18 protein-coding genes and 1 pseudogene are annotated in these 18,603 nt (G+C 59.7%); 7 read left to right on the top strand and 12 right to left on the bottom strand.

Translation table 11 applies throughout. The features are described from left to right. Positions 1-182: 182 nt before the first annotated feature. Positions 183-1,040: an SDR family oxidoreductase gene (locus AB4O16_RS15820; RefSeq protein WP_460155289.1), complete on the top strand. Its 858-nt coding sequence runs from the start codon at positions 183-185 to the stop codon at positions 1,038-1,040. Positions 1,041-1,117: 77 nt separating this feature from the next. On the opposite strand, the gene AB4O16_RS15815 is transcribed toward AB4O16_RS15820, so the two are convergent. The 6 genes from AB4O16_RS15815 to AB4O16_RS15790 all read right to left on the bottom strand — a co-directional run bounded on the left by AB4O16_RS15815 (position 1,118) and on the right by AB4O16_RS15790 (position 6,418). Beyond that, positions 1,118-1,858, bottom strand: a complete 741-nt coding sequence (locus AB4O16_RS15815; RefSeq protein WP_160388661.1) for a hypothetical protein — start codon at positions 1,856-1,858, stop codon at positions 1,118-1,120. Positions 1,859-1,924: 66 nt separating this feature from the next. After that, on the bottom strand, positions 1,925-2,305 hold the full coding sequence (locus tag AB4O16_RS15810) for a RidA family protein (RefSeq protein ID WP_003229509.1): 381 nt from the start codon (positions 2,303-2,305) through the stop codon (positions 1,925-1,927). 22 nt (positions 2,306-2,327) lie between these two features. After that, positions 2,328-4,433, bottom strand: a complete 2,106-nt coding sequence (gene spoT / locus AB4O16_RS15805) for a bifunctional GTP diphosphokinase/guanosine-3',5'-bis pyrophosphate 3'-pyrophosphohydrolase (RefSeq protein ID WP_160388662.1) — start codon at positions 4,431-4,433, stop codon at positions 2,328-2,330. A gap of 57 nt (positions 4,434-4,490) precedes the next feature. Further along, positions 4,491-4,754 (bottom strand): DNA-directed RNA polymerase subunit omega, encoded by a 264-nt coding sequence (gene rpoZ / locus AB4O16_RS15800; RefSeq protein ID WP_007921129.1) that lies wholly within the window; start codon positions 4,752-4,754, stop codon positions 4,491-4,493. 167 nt (positions 4,755-4,921) lie between these two features. Continuing rightward, positions 4,922-5,542, bottom strand: coding sequence for a guanylate kinase (gene gmk, locus AB4O16_RS15795; RefSeq protein ID WP_160388663.1), 621 nt, complete (start codon positions 5,540-5,542; stop codon positions 4,922-4,924). A gap of 12 nt (positions 5,543-5,554) precedes the next feature. Then, a complete protein-coding gene (locus AB4O16_RS15790; RefSeq protein ID WP_160388664.1) occupies positions 5,555-6,418 on the bottom strand; it encodes a YicC/YloC family endoribonuclease in 864 nt (287 codons plus the stop codon). A gap of 268 nt (positions 6,419-6,686) precedes the next feature. Between AB4O16_RS15790 and rph the strand changes: the two genes are divergently transcribed. The 3 genes from rph to gltS all read left to right on the top strand — a co-directional run bounded on the left by rph (position 6,687) and on the right by gltS (position 9,395). Further along, a complete protein-coding gene (rph, locus tag AB4O16_RS15785) occupies positions 6,687-7,409 on the top strand; it encodes a ribonuclease PH (RefSeq protein ID WP_160388665.1) in 723 nt (240 codons plus the stop codon). A 28-nt stretch (positions 7,410-7,437) separates the two neighbouring features. After that, complete coding sequence (locus AB4O16_RS15780) at positions 7,438-7,806, top strand: DUF4870 domain-containing protein (RefSeq protein ID WP_160388666.1); 369 nt, start codon at positions 7,438-7,440, stop codon at positions 7,804-7,806. 383 nt (positions 7,807-8,189) lie between these two features. Further along, positions 8,190-9,395 (top strand): sodium/glutamate symporter, encoded by a 1,206-nt coding sequence (gltS, locus tag AB4O16_RS15775; protein WP_460155288.1) that lies wholly within the window; start codon positions 8,190-8,192, stop codon positions 9,393-9,395. Between the two features lie 75 nt (positions 9,396-9,470). Here the strand turns inward: gltS and AB4O16_RS15770 are convergent, their stop codons facing one another. Further along, positions 9,471-10,250 (bottom strand): exodeoxyribonuclease III, encoded by a 780-nt coding sequence (locus AB4O16_RS15770; protein ID WP_003176915.1) that lies wholly within the window; start codon positions 10,248-10,250, stop codon positions 9,471-9,473. Positions 10,251-10,331: 81 nt separating this feature from the next. Between AB4O16_RS15770 and pyrE the strand changes: the two genes are divergently transcribed. Beyond that, complete coding sequence (pyrE, locus tag AB4O16_RS15765; protein ID WP_460155287.1) at positions 10,332-10,976, top strand: orotate phosphoribosyltransferase; 645 nt, start codon at positions 10,332-10,334, stop codon at positions 10,974-10,976. A 180-nt stretch (positions 10,977-11,156) separates the two neighbouring features. On the opposite strand, the gene argB is transcribed toward pyrE, so the two are convergent. The 4 genes and pseudogenes from argB to coaBC all read right to left on the bottom strand — a co-directional run bounded on the left by argB (position 11,157) and on the right by coaBC (position 15,391). Continuing rightward, complete coding sequence (gene argB / locus AB4O16_RS15760) at positions 11,157-12,062, bottom strand: acetylglutamate kinase (protein ID WP_008047078.1); 906 nt, start codon at positions 12,060-12,062, stop codon at positions 11,157-11,159. Between the two features lie 17 nt (positions 12,063-12,079). Continuing rightward, a pseudogene (locus AB4O16_RS15755) lies at positions 12,080-13,456 on the bottom strand (phosphomannomutase/phosphoglucomutase); the annotation flags it as partial. A gap of 265 nt (positions 13,457-13,721) precedes the next feature. Beyond that, on the bottom strand, positions 13,722-14,177 hold the full coding sequence (gene dut, locus AB4O16_RS15750) for a dUTP diphosphatase (RefSeq protein WP_160388670.1): 456 nt from the start codon (positions 14,175-14,177) through the stop codon (positions 13,722-13,724). A gap of 5 nt (positions 14,178-14,182) precedes the next feature. Then, positions 14,183-15,391 (bottom strand): bifunctional phosphopantothenoylcysteine decarboxylase/phosphopantothenate--cysteine ligase CoaBC, encoded by a 1,209-nt coding sequence (coaBC, locus tag AB4O16_RS15745; RefSeq protein WP_160388671.1) that lies wholly within the window; start codon positions 15,389-15,391, stop codon positions 14,183-14,185. Between the two features lie 135 nt (positions 15,392-15,526). Between coaBC and radC the strand changes: the two genes are divergently transcribed. Continuing rightward, entirely contained in the window at positions 15,527-16,201 is a 675-nt protein-coding gene (radC, locus tag AB4O16_RS15740; protein WP_160388672.1) for a RadC family protein, read from the top strand. 128 nt (positions 16,202-16,329) lie between these two features. Here the strand turns inward: radC and AB4O16_RS15735 are convergent, their stop codons facing one another. After that, positions 16,330-17,916 (bottom strand): ABC transporter substrate-binding protein, encoded by a 1,587-nt coding sequence (locus tag AB4O16_RS15735; protein ID WP_160388673.1) that lies wholly within the window; start codon positions 17,914-17,916, stop codon positions 16,330-16,332. A gap of 446 nt (positions 17,917-18,362) precedes the next feature. Here AB4O16_RS15735 and rpmB point away from each other — a divergent pair, with 446 nt between their 5' ends. After that, entirely contained in the window at positions 18,363-18,596 is a 234-nt protein-coding gene (gene rpmB / locus AB4O16_RS15730; protein WP_007975166.1) for a 50S ribosomal protein L28, read from the top strand. The last annotated feature ends 7 nt before the right edge of the window (positions 18,597-18,603 follow it).

Raw genomic sequence — 18,603 nt, 5'->3', positions numbered from 1 at the left:
GGACCTGAGAGAAAAAAACGGGTGATGTTCTTCCAGGCCTCGAAGGGCCGAGAACAAAAGTGGCGTGTATTATTGCAAGTAATTCTTGTTAACAGAAGTAATAGAGTCTCTTTTTTTCCTGCATTGCTAGCCGCCTGTCTATTGCCGGCGCTAGTCTGTGGCTTTGCGATGGGAGTTTTCTGATGTCTGCGCCTACTGTTTTGATCGCCGGCTGCGGTGATGTTGGCGGCCGCCTGGCCACACAATTGCTGGCGGCGGGATGGGAGGTCCATGGCCTGCGGCGTGACGTTTCGCGTCTGCCCGCCGGCGTCATCGGCGTTGCCGGTGATTTGTTCAACAAAGAGTGTCCGGCCACTTGGCCAATCGGTGCCGTGGACTACCTGGTGTATTGCGCGGCGGCCACCGATCACGACGAAGCCGGTTACCGCGCTGCGTATGTCCAGGGTCTGGAGCATGTGCTGGAGTGGCTGGGCGACTACGGCCAGGTGCCCAACCGTCTGCTGTTCGTGTCCAGCAGCAGTGTTTATGGGCAGCAGGAAGGTGAATGGGTCGATGAGAGCTCACCTGCCGTGGCGGCCGGCTATTCGGGTCGTGTGATGCTCGAAGCCGAGCAACTCGCGCTCAAGAGCGGTATCCCGGCCAGTGTCGTGCGCCTGACGGGCATTTATGGTCCCGGCCGCGAGTGGTTGCTGACCCAGGTGCGCCGGGGCTATCGCGTGGTGGTCGAGCCACCGTTGTATGCCAATCGGATTCATGCCGACGATGCCGCAGGGTTGATGGCGTGCCTGCTTGAGGCGGATCGGCGTGGCGTGGCGCTGGATGATGTCTACATCGGTGTTGATGACGAGCCGGCAGCGCTGGCTGATGTGGTGGGCTGGTTGCGTGAGTATCTGGGTGTGACCGAGTGGGCCGATAACGACAGCGTGCGACGCACTGGTAGCAAGCGCTGCAGCAATGCGCGGGCCAAGGCGTTGGGCTGGAAACCGACGTATCCGAGTTTTCGCGAAGGGTATGCGGCGATTCTTGAGGGGCGCTGCTGACTTCCAGGTGCCGTAAACACCTGTGGGAGCGGCGGTGCGGCGATCCCACAGGGTTATCAGTTGGCTTCAAATCCAGCTTATTGCTTCTCGAGCAACCACTTGCGATCACCCGGCGTGTACTGAGGCATCTCGTCCGCCTGCGCCGTGTTCACGGTCTGGAAAATCTCCAGCTCCTTGCCCTTGCGCGCAAAGATCCAGGCGTTGCCCTGGCCATTGAGTTGCAGCCACATGTTGTCATTGCCGCCGCTCATGGATGCGCAATCACCGGCCAGGCACAGCGCATAACGATCAGTGCCCGGCAGGCCGGTCACTTGGCCGTCGGCCTGGAATTGAACCGTGCTGCCTTCTCCCGGGCCGTTGACGATTGTCCAGCCGCCGCCCATGTAGGCTGAATACAGTGCGCGTTCGAAGCTGGCGCCCATCGGTGCGCCATCCGGTACCTGGATCTGTACGCGGTCGAAGACTTGCTCAGGCTCGTTGTCGCTGGCGGACTGGCTCAGTTGTTTGCCGTCACGCTTGAGCTCACTGGCCGAGCTGCCATAAAAGTCGACTTTCCAGGCGCCGGACTCTTCACCCAGCAGCTTGCCGTCGACATTTTCAAAACCGTTGGTGTAGCGGGCCTGACCGGCCTTGGTGTTGATGTCCCATTCCAGGTTCGGACCATTGGCCTGGAGCGCTTCACGCAGGGGGACGCCCTTGGCGGCAGCATCGATCGCCACCTGGTTGATCCAGGTGCCGCTGATATCGCGATCGGCAGGGTTGCTGGCACATCCGCCCAGGAGCAGGGCGAGCAGCGAGAGAGCAAGCGCGTTGCGCATGGTGGAATCCTTTCAAGCTTTCTTTACAGCAGAGCAGTCGGCGCAGCCCGGGCTGCGCCGCACGCATTACTCGATGACCAGGATGGCATCCATTTCAACCTGCGAACCCTTTGGCAGGGCTGCTACGCCGATGGCGGCGCGGGCAGGGTAAGGCTGGTCGAAGTACTTGCCCATGATCTCGTTGACCTTGGCGAAGTGGCTCAGGTCGGTGAGGAAGATGTTCAGCTTGACGATGTCCTTGAACGAACCGCCGGCAGCTTCGGCCACGGCTTTGAGGTTCTCGAACACCTGGACGGTCTGGGCTTCGAAGCCTTCAACCAGTTCCATGGTTTTTGGGTCCAGGGGAATCTGACCCGACATGTAGACGGTGTTGCCAGCCTTGATCGCCTGGGAGTAAGTACCGATGGCGGCCGGGGCCTTGTCGCTGGTGATAACAGTCTTGGTCATGGATAGCTCCTTGAAGGGTGGGTTACGCGCGCATGCGGGTGATGCGGATCACCCCGGTCAGGGCACGCAGTTTCTTGATCACGCGGGCCAGGTGCACGCGATCGTGCACGCTGACCACCAACTGGACCACGCTGATGCGACCATCGCGTTCGTCCATGCTGATTTTCTCGATGTTGCCGTCGGCGGCATTGACGCTGCTGGCCAGCAGGGCGATCAGGCCGCGCTGGTGTTCCAGCTCGACGCGCAGCTCGACGTTGAATTCGCCGGTGACATCCTTGGCCCACGAGAGCTGGATGCATTTTTCCGGGTTGTGGCGGATTTCGCTGATGTTGCGGCAGTTGTCCAGGTGCACGACCATGCCTTTGCCGGCGGACAGGTGGCCGACAATCGGGTCGCCCGGGATCGGCGTGCAGCACTTGGCGTAGCTGAGCACCAGGCCTTCGGTACCGCGAATCGCCAGCGGGCCTTCCGGGCTCGGCAACTGTTCGCCTTCGCCGAGCAAGCGACGGGCGACCACATAGGCCATGCGATTACCCAGGCCGATGTCTTCCAGCAAGTCTTCGATCAATTCGAGGCGGTACTCGACGAGCATGGCCTTGACGCGCTCGGCCGGAATTTTTTCCAGCGAGCTGTCGAAGCCGTTGAGCACCTTGTTCAGCAGGCGTTCGCCGAGGCTGATGGATTCGGAGCGGCGTTGCAGCTTCAGGGCATGGCGGATGTGCGTGCGCGCCTTGCCGGTGACCACGAAATTGAGCCAGGCCGGGTTCGGCCGCGCGCCTGGAGCGCTGACGATCTCGACCGTGGAGCCGCTTTGCAACGGTTCGGACAGCGGTGCGAGACGACGGTTGATCCGGCAGGCGATGCAGCTGTTGCCCACGTCGGTGTGCACCGCGTAAGCGAAGTCGACTGCCGTGGAGCCCTTGGGCAGCTCCATGATCCGGCCTTTTGGCGTGAACACGTAGACCTCGTCCGGGAACAGGTCGATCTTCACGCTTTCGATGAATTCCAGCGAGTTGCCGGCACGTTGCTGCATTTCCAGCACGCCCTTGACCCACTGGCGGGCGCGGGCGTGAGTGCCTTTTGGCTGCTCGTCGCCGCTGGATTTGTACAGCCAATGGGCGGCGATGCCGTTGTTGGCCATCTCCTCCATTTCACGGGTGCGGATCTGGATCTCGATCGGTACACCGTGCATGCCGAACAGCGTGGTATGCAGCGACTGGTAGCCGTTGGCCTTGGGGATCGCGATGTAATCCTTGAAGCGTCCCGGCAGCGGTTTGTACAAGTTATGTACAGCACCCAGCACGCGGTAGCAGGTATCGACCTTGTCGACGATGATCCGGAACGCGTAGACGTCCATGATCTCGTTGAAGGCCCGACGCTTGCCGCGCATTTTCTTGTAGATGCCGTAGAGGTGTTTCTGGCGACCGCTGACCTCGCCCTGGATACCGTCGACGGCCAGGCAGTGACTGAGGGATTCTTCGATCTTGTTGACGATTTCCTTGCGGTTGCCCCGGGCGCGCTTGACGGCCTGGTAGATCCGCGCGGAACGCATCGGGTGCATGGCCTTGAAGCCGAGGTCTTCGAATTCTATGCGGATGGCGTGCATGCCCAGCCGGTTGGCGATGGGCGCATAGATTTCCAGGGTTTCCTTGGCGATGCGCCGGCGTTTTTCGCCAGACAGCACTTCCAGCGTGCGCATGTTGTGCAGGCGGTCGGCCAGCTTGACCAGGATCACGCGAATGTCGCGGGCCATGGCCATGGCCATTTTCTGGAAGTTTTCAGCCTGGGCTTCGGCCTTGGTCTCGAAGTTCATCTGGGTCAGTTTGCTGACCCCGTCGACCAGTTCGGCCACGGTTTCGCCGAACTGCGCTTGCAGCGCTTCCTTGGCAATACCGGTGTCTTCGATCACGTCATGCAGCATGGCGGCCATCAGGCTCTGATGGTCCATGTGCATGTCGGCAAGAATATTGGCCACGGCAAGAGGATGCGTGACGTACGCCTCGCCGCTACGGCGGCGTTGGCCGTCGTGGGCTTGTTCGGCGTAGAAATACGCTCGGCGGACCAGGTTGACCTGGTCATTGCCGAGGTAGGTCGATAAGCGATCGGCGAGGGCGTCTATGCTCGGCATGATATCTCCTGCCGCAAGCTTTTATCCCGCGCCGTGCTACGTCGACCAGGCATAGGCTTAGACGGCCTCGTTGGACTCGTCCTCGAATGCAGCAAAAAGCGGTTCATCTTCAACGATTTCGGCTTCAGCGATAGCTGCGTAGTCGATCAGGCCTTCAGCGATTTCGCGCAGGGCGACGACGGTAGGCTTGTCGTTTTCCCATGCTACTTTCGGCTCTTTGCCGCCGGTGGCCAGTTGACGGGCACGCTTGGTAGAGAGCATGACCAGCTCAAAGCGGTTATCCACGTGTTCTAGGCAGTCTTCAACGGTTACGCGGGCCATGGTCTTCCTCGTAGCAAATGCAATATGCGCGCTGCCCGGATGGGCGAGCGGACTCAACAGTTTAAAAAATCACCAGCGATTAGGGAAGCGCTGATTTTTTGACCAAGCTCTTCAACGCGCTGCAAGTGCCAATGTAAAGCCCTTGCAGCGGTTTTGGGAAGAGCTGATTAACCGAGCAATTCAGCCAGCAATTTACCGTGACGCTGCTGCTGACGCTTCTGGATCAGCTGATTGGCGCGGAAAATCGCCTTCAGATCGTGCAGCGCGTGGGCGAAATCGTCGTTGATGATCAGGTAGTCGTAGTCGACATAGTGGCTCATCTCGCTGACGGCTTCGCGCATGCGGCCATCGATGATCTCGTCGCTGTCCTGGCCGCGATTGGTCAGGCGCTGGTGAAGGGCCTGCAACGACGGCGGCAAAATGAAGACCGAGCGGGCCTGCGGCATCAGCTTGCGCACTTGCTCGGCACCTTGCCAGTCGATTTCCAGAATCAGGTCGTGGCCTTCGTCCAGGGTCTGCTGCAAGTGGCTTTGCGAAGTGCCGTAGAGATTGCCGAACACTTCGGCGCGCTCGAGGAAATCGCCGTGCTCGATCATCTTCACGAACTGTTCGCGCGCGACGAAGTTGTAGTTCACGCCGTCCACTTCGCCCGGGCGCATGGCGCGGGTGGTGTGGGAGACCGAGACGCGGATCTCCGGATCGGCGTCGGTCAGGGCCTTGACCAGGCTGCTCTTGCCCGCGCCCGAAGGGGCGGAAATGATGTACAGGGTGCCAGTGCTGTGGGTCATGTCGGGGTAGCCTTACTCAATATTCTGCACTTGTTCGCGCATCTGCTCGATCAACACCTTGAGGTTGACCGCAGCCTGGGTGCTGCGCGGGTCGAAGGCTTTGGAGCCCAGTGTGTTGGCTTCGCGGTTGAGTTCCTGCATCAGGAAGTCCAGGCGCCGACCGGCGGCGCCACCGGATTTGAGCACCCGGCGAACTTCGATGATGTGGGTGCTCAGGCGGTCCAGTTCTTCGGCGACGTCGCTTTTTTGCGCGAGCATGACCATTTCCTGTTCCAGGCGCTGCGGGTCCATCTCGGCCTTCATGTCGGCAAAGCGGTCGAGGACTTTCTGGCGCTGGGTGGCGAGCATCTGCGGGACCAGTTCGCGCAGGGTCACCACGTCTTCTTCGATGGAGCTCAGGCGCTCGTTGATCAGCCGCGCCAGCTCTGCGCCTTCGCGCTCGCGGCCGGCCTTCAACTCTTTGAGGCCCTGATTGAACAGTGCCAGCGCTTCGGCGTTCAAGGCCTGCGGGTCGGTGGCGTCGCCTACCAGTACACCGGGCCAGGCCAGGACTTCCAGAGGGTTCAGCGCTGCCGGGTTTTTGATCAGGCCGGCGATGGTTTCGGCGGCGGCGACCAGTTGCGCGGCGCGTTCCTGATCGATTTGCAGCGCTTTGCCGGTGTTTTCTTCGGTAAAGCGCAGGGTGCATTCGAGCTTGCCCCGCGATACGCCCTGGCGCAGGGCCTCACGAACAGCACCCTCGAGGTCGCGAAAAGACTCCGGCAGGCGCAGGTGGGGTTCCAGGTAGCGGCTGTTGACCGAGCGCAGTTCCCAGCTCAGGGTGCCCTGGACGCCGGCTTTTTCGACGCGGGCGAAGGCGGTCATGCTGTGCACCATGGCGGTACCTCGCAATGCAGATCGGCGCAGAACCGTGGTTCCGGGAGTCCGATATCAATGAATTAAAGCCGACTGGCAGCAAAGGCGCAGGATTGTAGCGCAGTGGCGCGGATGCGCCCAAACACAGGGTGTGACAAAGAGCGGCAGGCTGGCAGCGACGTGCAGCGCAGAGCCATCGGTCGTCGGTGGATTTTTTTAGAAGTGCCCAGTGGCGGTCGTCGGCCCTATAATGCTCCGCAGTTTTCCGTCCCCAGTACAGGTATTCCCTATGATACGTCCAAGTGGTCGCGCTGCCGATCAGCTCCGCTCGATCCGCATCACCCGCAACTACACCAAGCACGCCGAGGGTTCTGTGCTGGTCGAGTTCGGTGATACCAAGGTCATCTGCACTGTCAGCGTTGAACCGGGCGTACCGCGTTTCCTGAAAGGCCAGGGCCAGGGTTGGTTGACTGCCGAGTACGGCATGCTGCCGCGCGCTACCGGCGAGCGTAACCAGCGTGAGGCCAGTCGTGGCAAGCAAGGCGGCCGTACCCTGGAAATCCAGCGTCTGATCGGTCGCTCCCTGCGCGCGGCGCTGGACATGACCAAGCTGGGCGACGTCACCCTGTACGTCGACTGCGACGTGATCCAGGCCGATGGCGGCACCCGCACGGCTTCGATCACCGGCTCCATGGTTGCGCTGATCGATGCCCTGAAAGTCATCAAGAAGCGGGGCGGCCTGAAGGGCGGCGACCCGGTCAAGCAGATGATCGCCGCTGTTTCCGTAGGCATGTACAAGGGTGAGCCCGTGCTCGACCTGGATTACCTGGAAGACTCGGCCGCAGAGACCGACCTGAACGTGGTAATGACCAGCGCTGGCGGCTTCATCGAAGTCCAGGGCACTGCCGAAGGCGCGCCGTTCCAGCCTGAAGAGCTGAACGCCATGCTCGAACTGGCCAAGAAAGGCATGAACGAAATCTTCGAACTGCAAAAGGCCGCATTGACCGACTGACCGGACCGCTCCAGGCAAGGAGGACACCATGAGTGACGAACAACTACCGCTGCCCACGCCGAGCCGAGAGGTGCGCCAATGGGCAATGTTTTGTCACTTGTCCGCCTTGTTGGGGATCTGGATTCCGTTCGGGACGATCATCGGCCCGCTGATTCTCTGGCAAATGAAGCGCGAGATGGACCCGTTCATCGACGCTCAGGGCAAGGAAGCGCTGAACTTCCAGCTCACCGTCGCCATCGCCTCGGCCATCTGCTTCCTGCTGATGCTGTTGATTATCGGGTTCTTCCTGTTTGGCTTGATCGCCATCGGTGCATTGGTGCTGACGATCATTGCCGGAGTGAAGGCCAATGAGGGGCAACCTTATCGATATCCGTTCACCTGGCGGCTGATCAAGTAAGCCGAGACACGGTTGCTGTTTGAAGCACAGTTAAAAAACAAATGCCCCGACCCGTCGGGGCATTTGTTTTTTTGCAATCAGATTAATCTCTAATATTGCGTACTTGGTTGTGCGCAAGTCAGTTGAAGTTAATTCGTACACATAATAGTTCTTACACGTTTAGACACAAACTGCAAAGCCCAGTATGGCTTGTATGCTTGGCAATGAGACTTGGCGGTTGATAAGGTTGCCCCAGGTAATATTCATCATGAAATATTTCGATATATTCGGACCATTGACGGCCTCTGAATCAAATGCCAACCAGTGTTGAGACAACTCAGCCTGTTCAAGAGCGTGTCCAGGTAAAAAGTTCGCCCCTGAATATATAAGAAAGAGTATCCAGAATGCTTCAGCTTGATTTTTACGGAACACTTGTCGCCGCCTCTTTAGTACTTTTGCTGGGACGGGGTCTTGTCACGCGTGTCGGTTTTTTACGTACTTATAATATCCCCGAACCCGTAGCGGGCGGGTTAGTGGTTGCCTTGACTCTTCTGGCATTGAGAAGCCTCGATATTGAAGTCCGCTTTGATACTTCGCTGCAAACGCCGTTGATGCTGGCGTTTTTTGCCACTATCGGTTTGAGCGCGGATTTCGCCAGCCTGAAGAAGGGTGGGCGCGTCGTTGGGGTCTTTCTGCTGGCGGTCGTCGCACTTCTGGTGATCCAGAATGCCATGGGCATCGGGCTCGCTACGGCGTTGGGGCTCGATCCTTTGATGGGCTTGTTGACGGGCTCGATAACTCTGGCGGGCGGTCACGGAACAGGTGCGGCATGGGGGGCGACGTTCAGCGAGAAGTTCGGTCTGGCTTCCGCCTCTGAACTGGCAATGGCCTCCGCAACGTTTGGCCTGGTGTTGGGTGGTTTGATTGGTGGGCCTGTTGCCCGCCTGCTTATCAGCCGTGTCCAGACACCCGGTTGCCAGCAGGAAAAGCCACGGTTGCCCAAGGGCTTTGAACAACCGAACAAAGAGCGCTCGATCACGTCGTTTTCTCTAGTCGAGACACTGGCGCTGATCGCTGTCAGCCTGCTGACGGGCACACTTCTCAATGGCTGGCTCCAGGGAACCGCATTTGAGTTGCCGACATTCGTTTGCGTGTTGTTCGTGGGCGTGGTTTTGCGAAACGGGCTTTCGGCGCTTGGCGTGTATCAGGTGTTTGAGCGTGAAGTCTCGGTGTTGGGGAATGTCAGCTTGTCGCTGTTTCTGGCGATCGCCCTGATGTCACTCAAACTTTGGGACCTGGCTGCACTGGCCTTGCCGATCTTTATCATCCTGGCTGCGCAAACATTGGTCATGGCTTTGTTTGCGATCTTTGTAACGTTCAGGATGATGGGCAGTAACTACGATGCGGCAGTACTGGCGGCGGGGCACTGCGGTTTTGGACTGGGCGCTACGCCAACAGCCATCGCCAACATGCAAGCGGTGACACAGCGCTACGGGCCTTCGCAGATCGCGTTCCTGGTAGTGCCAATGGTCGGTGCCTTTTTCATCGACATTGTTAATGTCATCGTGATCAAGTTGTACCTTGCACTACCATTCTTCGTTGCGACTTGACGTTTAGAGCGCACAAAAAATGCCCGTATCTTGCGATACGGGCATTTTTTTGGCTGTCACTCAGTGAAGAATCACTTAAATGGTCAGCGTCCAGTCGTAATCCACGATCAGCGGTGCGTGTTGCGAGAACCGCGGCTGACGTGGCAGGCGCGCGCTGCGTACAAAGCGGCGCAGGCCCGGGGTCAGCAGTTGATAGTCGAAGCGCCAACCGAGGTTGAGCATCTCCGCCTGTTCGTTGTCCGGCCACCAGCTGTACTGGTCGCCTTCACGGCTGACTTCCCGCAGGGCATCGACATAACCCATGTTGCCGACAATCTCGTCCATCCAGGCACGCTCAGGTGCCAGGAAGCCCGGAGATTGCTGGCTGTCGCGCCAGTTCTTGATATCCAGCTTCTGTTGCGCCACGTATAGCGAGCCACAATAAATGTACTCGCGACGTTTGCGTCGCTGTTTATCCAGATAACGGGCGAAGTCGTCCATTAGCTTGAACTTCTGGTTCAAGTCTTCATCGCCGTTCTGCCCCGAAGGGAGCAGCAAGGTCGCGATGCTGACCTTGTCGAAATCGGCTTGCAGGTAGCGCCCGTAGCGGTCGGCCGTCTCGAAACCGAGACCGCTGATGACAGCCTTCGGTTGCAGCCGCGAATACAAAGCCACGCCACCTTGGGCGGGGACTTCGGCATCGCAGGCATAAAGGAAGTATCCATCCAGTTGGAAGGCTGGATCGTCCAGTTCAAAGGCGGAGGCGCGGGTGTCCTGCAGGCAGATGACGTCGGCATTCTGTGCTTGCAGCCAACTGAGCAAACCGCGCTCGACTGCAGCCTGAATACCATTGACGTTCACACTGATGATCCGCATAAATGGCCCCAAAAATCGCGTGCGTGTATGATACACGGCGTCAAGCTAATTAGCTAAATCCGTGGTATTTGGGGTTTTTTCATGCAAGCGTATCAGCGCGATTTCATCCGTTTTGCCATCGATCGCGGCGTTTTGCGCTTCGGTGAGTTCACCCTGAAGTCCGGGCGCACCAGTCCTTACTTCTTCAATGCCGGCCTGTTCAACTCGGGTTCGGCCCTGGCGCAGCTGGGTCGTTTCTACGCCGCTGCCATTGCCGAGAGCGGCATTCCCTTCGACGTGCTGTTTGGCCCGGCCTACAAAGGCATCCCGTTGGCGGCGACCACCGCCGTGGCCCTGGCCGAGCATCACAACCGTGATCTGCCATGGTGCTTCAACCGCAAGGAAGCCAAGGCCCATGGCGAAGGCGGCAGCCTGGTCGGCGCACCGCTGGCCGGCGACGTGTTGATCATCGACGACGTGATCACTGCCGGCACCGCGATTCGTGAAGTGATGCAAATCATCGCCTCCCAGGAAGGCGCGAAGGCCGCTGGCGTGCTGATCGCCCTGAACCGTCAGGAGCGCGGCAACGGTGAGTTGTCGGCGATCCAGGAGGTCGAGCGTGACTTCGGCATCCCGGTGATCAGCATTGTGTCGCTGAACCAGGTGCTGGAATTCCTCGCGGACGATCCGCAGCTCAAGCAGCATTTGCCGGCGGTGGAAGCCTACCGCGCGCAGTTCGGCGTTTAATCGCTATTCCCTTGTAGGAGCGAGCTTGCTCGCGATGCACGTCAGAGCGCCTCTTTTCGCCAGGCGCCCCGCGTTATCGTTGACGTTTTTCGCGAGCAAGCTCGCTCCTACAGGAACTGTGGAATAAAAAAGACCCCGCTCAGCCAGGCCGAGCGGGGTCTTTTTTGTTTGCGCGATCGCTTACGGACGCTTGCGATTGCTGATCAGGGTGCCCACACCGGTATCGGTGAAAATCTCCAGCAGGATCGCGTTCGGCACGCGACCGTCGATGATCAACGAGCTGCCCACGCCGCCCTGGACCGCTTCCAGCGCGCAACGGATCTTCGGCAGCATGCCGCCGTAGATGGTGCCGTCGGCGATCAGGTCGTCGACTTGCTGGGTTGTCAGGCCGGTCAGGACCGTGCCCGACTTGTCCATCAGGCCGGCGATGTTGGTCAACAGCATCAGTTTTTCGGCTTTCAACGCCTCGGCGACTTTACCGGCCACCAGGTCAGCGTTGATGTTGTACGACTCGCCGTTGGCACCAACACCGATGGGTGCGATCACCGGGATGAAATCGCCCTTGACCAGCAGGTTCAGCAGGTCGGTGTTGATCCCGACCACTTCGCCCACATGGCCGATGTCGATGATTTCCGGGGTGGTCATCTCCGGGGTCTGGCGGGTAACGGTGAGCTTCTTCGCACGAATCAGCTCGGCGTCTTTACCGGTCAGGCCGATGGCGCTGCCGCCATGACGGTTGATCAGGTTGACGATGTCCTTGTTGACCTGGCCGCCCAGGACCATTTCCACCACGTCCATGGTCGCGGCATCGGTGACGCGCATGCCGTCGACAAAGTGACTCTCGATCGACAGGCGCTTGAGCAGGTCACCGATTTGCGGGCCGCCGCCGTGAACCACCACCGGGTTGATGCCCACGGCTTTCATCAGCACGATGTCGCGGGCGAAGCCGGTTTTCAGCTCCTCGCTTTCCATCGCGTTGCCGCCGTATTTGATCACCAGGGTCTTGCCGACATAACGGCGGATGTAAGGCAGCGCTTCGGACAGGACCTTGGCGGTGTTGGCGGCGGCTTCGCGTTCGAGGGTCATTCAGGGCTCCGGGTGAATCAGAACGGTAGTTGGAGATCAGGTGCAACACGCTTCAACTGGACTTTGAATACGTCCTTGATGCGCTGCAATTCAGCCTCGTCATCGGCCTCGAAACGCAGCACCAGCACCGGTGTGGTGTTGGATGCGCGTACCAGGCCCCAGCCTTTGGCGTAGTCGACTCGCACGCCGTCAATGGTGGTCAGGTCGGCGCCTGGGCCCCACTGTGCGTCGTGCAGTGCATCAATGATGCTGAATTTGCTCTCTTCGGTCACATGGATATTGATTTCCGGCGTAGAAATATCGTTCGGGAAGGTCGCAAACAGCTCTTCCGCCGAGGATTTTTCCTTGCTGAGGATTTCCAGCAACCGAGCGGCGCTGTAAATGCCGTCGTCGAAACCGAACCAGCGCTCCTTGAAGAAGATGTGCCCGCTCATTTCGCCGGCCAGCAGGGCACCGGATTGTTTCATCTTCTTTTTGATCAACGAGTGACCAGTCTTCCACATTAGCGACTGGCCACCGTATTCCTTGATCAACGGGATCAGGCGGCGGGTGCATTTGACGTCGAAGATGATCTCGGCGCCCGGGTTGCGCGCGACAACGTCACGGGCGAACAACATCAGCAGACGGTCCGGGTAGACGATGCTGCCGGTGTTGGTCACCACGCCGACGCGGTCGCCGTCGCCGTCGAAGGCCAGGCCGATGTCGGCGTTGGTTTCCTTGACCTTGGCGATCAGGTCCACGAGGTTTTCAGGCTTGCCCGGGTCCGGATGGTGGTTCGGGAAGTTGCCATCCACTTCGCAGAACAACGGGATGACTTCGCAGTTCAGCGCTTCGATCAGCTGTGGGGCGATCACGCCGGCCGCGCCGTTGCCGCAGTCGACAACCACTTTCAGGCGACGGGCCAGTTTGATGTCCCGGACGATTTCGTTGTTGTAGCGCTCGAGGATCTCGACCTGGGTGATGCTGCCCTGGCCGCTGCTCAGGTCGTTGGTCTTGAGGCGGTCGTGCAGGGCCTGGATCTGTTCGTTGGCCAGGGTGTCGCCGGCAATGACGATCTTGAAACCGTTGTAGTTCGACGGGTTGTGGCTGCCGGTGAGCATTACACCGGATTTGCCGGCCAGCACATTGGCGGCGTAATACAGTGCCGGAGTCGGGACCAGGCCGACATCACTGACATGGCAGCCGCTGTCGGCGATGCCTTTGATCAGTTGGGCGACCAGTTCCGGACCGGACAGACGGCCATCGCGACCGACGGACACGTTTGGCTCGCCCTGGGCCAGGCTTTGGGTGCCGACGGCGCGGCCGATCCAGTAAGCGGTTTCAGCGTTCAGGAACTCCGGGACGGTGCCGCGAATGTCATAGGCGCGGAAGATGCTGTCCGGGAACTTGGGTGCGATTTTGGCCGGGGTGTTCATCTGTGGAAATGCTCCATCTCGAAAGTGGCTGGACAGGCCGCCGAATCATTCGGCGGCAGGCTCAAACTGAAGGGTATGACGGCGATTTCCACAGAGAGTTCGTGGTGTGAAAGGGCCATGACGCCCATGGCGGCAAGGGTTTGGCCGGGCAATGCCTTGATTTTCGGTACTAAACGCTGCAGATGACAATTTGAATTTTGTGGTGAGGAAGCCAGTTCCCTCACCACAAAGGATCTCTACCGAATCAACGGGTGCCGGTATGGCCGAAGCCGCCGGTGCCACGCTCGGTTTCAACAAACTCTTCAACCATTTCGAAGTGAGCCTGTACCACCGGCACCAGCACCAGTTGCGCCAGGCGCTCACCGACCGGCATGGTGAATGCGGTCTGGCCACGGTTCCAGCAGGAGACCATCAACGGGCCCTGGTAGTCGGAGTCGATCAGGCCGACCAGGTTGCCCAGCACGATGCCGTGCTTATGGCCCATGCCCGAGCGCGGCAGGATCAGCGCCGCCAGGTTCGGGTCACCGATGTAGACCGACAGGCCGGTAGGGATCAGCACGGTTTCACCCGGCTTGATCACGGTGTCCTGCTCCAGCATGGCGCGCAGGTCGAGGCCGGCGGAGCCCGGTGTGGCGTATTGCGGCAGCGGGAATTCGGTACCGATGCGAGGGTCGAGGATCTTGGCTTGCAAAGCGTGCATGTAAATTAAACCTGGTTCAGACGTTCGGCGATAAAAGTGATCAGCTGGCGAGCAATCTTGCTCTTGCTGGTCTGGGCGAAAAGTGTGGCGTGAAGCTCACGGTCGATGACGCTGCAGGCGTTTTCTTCGCTGTTGAAGCCAATGCTCGGGTTGGCGACGTCGTTGGCGACGATCAAATCGAGGTTCTTGTCTTTCAACTTGCGTGCAGCGTAATCGAGCAGGTGCTCGGTCTCGGCGGCAAAACCGACACTGAACGGGCGGTCGGGGCGGGTGGCGATGGTGGCCAGGATGTCCGGGTTACGCACCATCTGCAGCAACAAGCCGTCGCCGTTCGTAGGATCTTTCTTGAGTTTCTGTGGGGCGACGACTTCCGGTCGGTAGTCAGCGACTGCTGCCGAGGCGATGAACAGGTCACAAGGAATCGCCGCTTCGCAGGCGGCCAGCATGTCGCGGGCGCTGACGACGTCGATGCGGGTGACGCGATCCGGGGTCGGCAGGTGCACGGGACCACTGATCAGGGTGACGCGGGCGCCGGCTTCGACCGCCGCTTCGGCCAGGGCGAAACCCATCTTGCCGGAGCTGTGGTTGGTGATGTAGCGCACCGGGTCAATGTTTTCCTGGGTCGGACCTGCGGTAATCACCACGTGTTTGCCGGTCAGGGCCTGACGCTTGAAGCAGTCGGCCGCGCATTGGGCGAGATCAGTGGCTTCGAGCATGCGGCCCAGGCCGACGTCGCCGCAGGCCTGGCTGCCGGAGGCCGGGCCGAAGACCTTGATGTCGCGGCTTTCGAGGGTTTGCAGGTTGGCCTGGGTTGCTGGATCGCGCCACATGGCCTGGTTCATTGCCGGTGCAACGGCGACCACCGCATCGGTGGCCAGCACCAGTGTGGTCAGCAGGTCGTCGGCAATGCCCTGTGCCAGGCGTGCGATCAGGTCCGCCGTGGCGGGGGCGATCAGCACCAGGTCGGCCCACTTGGCCAGCTCGATGTGGCCCATCGCCGCTTCGGCTGCCGGGTCCAGCAGGTCCAGGTGCACCGGGTGCCCCGACAGGGCCTGCATGGTCAGCGGGGTGATGAATTCCGCGCCGCCACGGGTCATGACCACGCGCACTTCGGCGCCCTGATCGATCAGGCGGCGAACCAGGTCGGCGCTCTTGTAGGCAGCGATACCGCCGCCGACGCCCAGAACAATGCGTTTCCGATACAGCCGCTGCATAGGCCTGCCTTTCAGTTCGTTGGTGACATACGTGGCGAAACCCCCTCCCCAGGGTGAATTCGCCCGCAAAAAAGATGGGCTACGATATCACAGCGACCGCTACGGAACAGCGGCGCCCACAGACAGGGAGGTGCTATGAGTATTCGCGATTGGCCGGCGGCGGAACGACCGCGGGAGAGGTTGCTTGAACAGGGTGCGGAAAGCCTTTCGGACGCCGAGCTGCTGGCGATCTTTTTACGCTCGGGTGTGGTGGGTAAAAGTGCCGTAGATCTGGCGCGACACCTGTTGAATCAGTTTGGCAGCCTGCGTTTGCTGTTCGAGGCCGATCAGGAAACGTTCAGCAAGCAGTTGGGGCTTGGGCCGGCGAAGTTTGCCCAGTTGCAGGCTGCGCAAGAAATGAGCAGGCGCCATCTGGCCGAACGTGCGCGCCAGAAATCGGCACTGGAGAATCCCCACGCGGTTCGCGAGTACCTGAAATCGATGCTGCGCCACGAGCCACACGAGGTGTTTGGCTGCCTGTTTCTCGATTCCAGGCATCAGGTACTGGCCTATGAGACGCTGTTTCGCGGCTCCATCGACAACACCAGCGTCCATCCGCGAGAGGTGGTCAAGCGCACCTTGGCCAACAACGCAGCGGCAGTGATCCTCTGTCACAACCATCCTTCGGGCAACACCGACCCCAGTCAGTCCGACCGGGTGCTGACCAAGCGCCTGCAAAAGGCGTTGGAGTTGATTGACGTGCGGGTGCTGGACCACTTCATCATCGGCGACGGCGATCCGCTGTCGATGGCGGAGTATGGGTGGATGTAATGGGATGCACGCGGACATTGTAGGAGCCGGCTTGCTGGCGATGGGGCCGGCAGATCCAGCATGGGGGCTTAGCGTGCCGACGCTATCGCCAGCAAGCCGGCTCCTACAGGGTTTTGTGTTGTGTCAGATTATTTGAGGTTTACCTTCGAATAATCCTGCCGCCCGAACGGGCTGACCGAGTACCCCTCGACATCCTTGCGTGTCAGCGCGAAGGCCGTCGGGTGGGCCAGGGGCAGCCACAGCGCCTGCTGCTGGATCTGCGCCTGGGCCTGCTCGTAGAGCTTTGTGCGCACGCCTTGCTCGCCGGTGGTCTTGCCAGCGCTGATCAGCTTGTCCAGATCCTGGTTGCAGTAGCGGGCGAAGTTGGTGCCGGACTTGACGGCCGCGCAGGAAAACTGCGGCGTGAGGAAGTTGTCCGGGTCGCCGTTGTCGCCAGCCCAGCCCATGAACAGCAAGTCGTGTTCTCCGGCCTTGGCACGGCGGATCAGCTCGCCCCATTCGATCACGCGGATTTCGGCTTGAATGCCGATTTCCGCCAGGTCGGACTGCAGCAATTGAGCGCCGAGGCTCGGGTTGGGGTTGAGCAGGCTGCCGGAAGGGCGGGTCCAGATGGTGGTCTGGAAGCCTTCCTTGAGCCCGGCCTTGGCCATCAGCGCCTTGGCCTTTGCGATGTCATGCGGGTACCCCGGAAGGTTTTTCGCATAGCTCCAGGTGTTCGGCGGATACGGACCGTTGGCCGCTTCGGCAGTGTCTTCGAACACGGCTTTGACGTAATTGGCCTTGTCGAACGCGAGGTTGATGGCCTGACGCACTTCTGGCTTGTCCAGCGGCGGATGCTGGCTGTTGATGCCGACGAATGCGGTCATGAAGGCGTCAGTCTTTTCGACTTTCAGGGTCGGTTCTTTCAGTGCTTCTTGTACGTCCAGAGGCTTGGGCGACAGGGCGATCTGGCATTCATTGCGACGCAATTTCTGCAAGCGCACGTTGGCGTCCGGTGTGATGGCGAAGATCAGCGGATCCACAGTGGGTTTGCCACCGAAGTAGTCAGGGTTGGCTTTGTAGCGAACCGAGGCGTCCTTCTGGAAGCGGGTGAAAACGAACGGCCCTGTGCCGATCGGCTGGCTGTTGAGCTTCTCGGGTGTGCCCGCCTTCATCAGTTTGTCGGCGTATTCGGCTGAGTAGATCGAGGCGAAGCCCATGCTCAGGGTCGCCAAGAAGGTCGAGTCCGGGTGGTCGAGGGTGAAGCGCACGGTCTGCGGATCGAGGGCGTCGATCTTCTTGATCAGTGCGGGCAACTGCATCGATTGCGCATGCGGGAAGCCGCTCTGGGCCACTTTGTGCCACACGTTGGCCGGGTCGAGCATGCGGTCGAAGCTGAAAATCACGTCTTCGGCGTTCAGTTCACGCGACGGGGTGAAGTATTCCGTCTGATGGAATTTCACCTTCGGGTGCAATTTGAACACGTAGGTCAGGCCATCGGGACTGATTTCCCAGCTGTCGGCGAGGCTGGCGACCACTTTGCCACTGGCCGTGTCGAAATCCACCAGGCGGTTCATCAACACGTCGGCCGAGGCGTTGGTGGTGGTCAACGAGTTGTACTGCACCACATCGAACCCCTCGGGGCTGGCCTCGGTGCAGACGCTCAGGGCGGCGGCAAAGGCCTGTGGGCTCAGCAGAAGCGGGGCGAACAACAGCGGTAGGGCAGCGAGGCGCATGGTCGGCTTCCTTTACAGATCGAAGGCCCATCTGCAAGTGCAGTCTGGAAAAGTCTTACCCTAGTGGGCTCTATTGCAAATGACTATCCCCTTTTTCATTTTGAGAGGACTATAGGCGACTGATTTTGCTGTGCAGCGGTTGAGAAAACCCCCTGGTTGATCGAATGTTCGATTCTCTGCGACGAGCGGTCGTCATCGACGATAGCCTTTGTCCAAGGCGCTCGGCGCCCGGAAAACGGGCATTTTGTGAATTCAACGCACAGTGAATGTTGTTGCTCTCAAGTCTTTCTGGTATAAAGCAGCGCTCTTTTCTAGGGGCCCGGTTCCTTCACTGTAGGTGTAGCCGGTAAGACCTCTAAAGAAACGCGGCGCCTGGCGCCAAATGACTGAGAGATTAAGCGGCCAACCCATGCCGGGTTGGGCATGTGGTTTTAGAGGGCTGAGGCATGTCTAGAGTATGTCAAGTTACCGGTAAGGGTCCGGTAACCGGGAATAACATTTCCCACGCAAACAACAAAACCCGTCGTCGTTTCCTGCCGAACCTGCAGCATCACCGCTTCTGGGTTGAAGAAGAGAAACGTTTCGTGCGTCTGCGCGTATCTGCCAAAGGCATGCGTATCATCGACAAGCGTGGCATCACTGTCGTGCTGGCCGAACTTCGCCGCGATGGCAAGGTTTAAGGGAGCT

Source organism: Pseudomonas sp. S2_H10 (assembly GCF_054668285.1).
This window is presented reverse-complemented; position numbering and strand designations above follow the sequence as displayed.